This is a genomic window from Rhodococcus sp. P3_B8 (assembly GCF_056402775.1).
In genome coordinates, this window is record NZ_JBFUGT010000592.1 from 1 (window position 1) to 1,756 (window position 1,756).

1 protein-coding gene and 1 pseudogene are annotated in these 1,756 nt (G+C 67.7%); both read left to right on the forward strand.

Features of this window, described 5'->3' with window-relative positions:
* Positions 1 to 1,444 (forward strand): long-chain-fatty-acid--CoA ligase (locus AC1D1G_RS44875; RefSeq protein ID WP_477956903.1); only part of this gene is annotated, 1,444 nt, incomplete at its 5' end.
* Between the two features lie 50 nt (positions 1,445 to 1,494).
* Positions 1,495 to 1,756: pseudogene (locus tag AC1D1G_RS44880) on the forward strand (hypothetical protein); the annotation flags it as partial.

The following is a 1,756-nucleotide window of genomic DNA, read 5'->3' on the forward strand; positions in this document are numbered from 1 at the left end:
GGCCGGCGCGCTGACCGGGCTCGGTGTCCGCGAAGGGCACCGGGTGGCGACCCTGCTGTGGAACCAGAGCGAACACCTGGAGCTGTACTTCGCGGTCCCGGCAATGGGCGCGGTCATCCACACATTGAACCCCCGGCTGTTCTCCGACGAACTTGCCTTCATCGTCGACGACGCGCAGGACACGGTGATCGTCGTCGACGAATCACTGCTCGAGGTGTTCGACACCTTCCGCGCCGGGCACGATTTCGCCCACATCATCGTCGTCACGCACACCGGCGAGACCCCCGAGGGAATGCTCGACTACGAAACTCTGGTCGCAGACGGTGAGCCGGTGCAGTGGCCGGAGCTCGACGAACGCCATGCGGCGGCAATGTGTTACACGTCGGGCACCACCGGCCGACCGAAGGGCGTCACCTACACGCACCGGGCCCTGGTGCTCCATTCCCTGGTCGCGGCGCTGCCCGACCAGCTGGCGGTCTCGGCACGGGACACGATCCTGCCGGTCGTCCCGATGTTCCACGCGAACGCCTGGGGCCTGCCGTATGCAGCGGCTCTGGCCGGAGCGCGGCTGGTCCTGCCCGGGCCGCGTCTGGACCCGCACAGTGTGCTCGGCCTGCTCGCCGACGAGCACGTGACGATGACCGCCGGGGTCCCCACCGTGTGGATGGGCATGCTCGCCGCGATCGACGCCGAACCCGACCGATGGGACCTGTCGGCCCTGGACCGCTTGGTCGTCGGCGGCGCAGCGGTGCCCCAGTCGATGTTCGAGGGATACGACCGGCACGGGCTGACCGTCATCCAGGCCTGGGGAATGACCGAAACCGCACCGCTGGGCACGGTGTGCCGACTGCCGGGCAGCCTCGACGAAAGCGAGGCGGACGACCAGTACCGGTACCGCACCCGACAGGGCATCGCCAGCCCCTTCTTCGACATCCGCGCCCGCGACGACGACGGCCGGCTCATCGCGTGGGACGACGCCGCCATGGGCGAGCTCGAGGTCCGCGGCCCCTGGGTCGCGGCGAGCTACCACCGCGGCAAGGGCGCCGACAGCTTCACCGCCGACGGCTGGTTCAAGACCGGAGACGTGGTCCGCATCGACAGCCGAGGGTGCGTCCGGATCTGCGACCGGTCCAAGGACCTCGTCAAGTCCGGGGGCGAGTGGATCTCCTCCGTCGACCTGGAAAACCAGCTCATGAATCACCCCGCGGTCGCCCAGGCAGCAGTCATCGCCATACCCGACGACCGGTGGGGCGAGCGCCCCCTCGCAGTCGTCGCACTGCGCGCCGGGGCCGAAACCTGCGCGGACGAGCTACGTGAACACCTTGCCCAGGAGTTCGCCAAGTGGCAGTTGCCGGACCGCATCGAGTTCGTGGACGCGATCCCCTGCACCGCCACCGGAAAGTTCAAGAAGACCGCACTACGCGACCAATTCACCTCAGCCTGAACAACCACCCCACCCCAGGGTCGACCGACCCGCAACAGAAGGAACCCACCATGAGCCGCTTCGACATCACCCAGACCAACCGCGCCGTCGAACGATTGATCGAAACGACCGACAACAAGCGCCACCTCTACCTCCTGCACGCCTACAACCGTCACCGCTACCTGGAAATGGCCGGACGCTTCGAGGAAATCTTCGCCCCCGACATGACTGTCGCCAACCCCGTCTACCACTTCAACCTGCTCGGCACCACCACCACATTGGAGGGCGCCGACGCCGTCAAGGAGGTCTACCGCGAGTGGACCGGCACGGCCC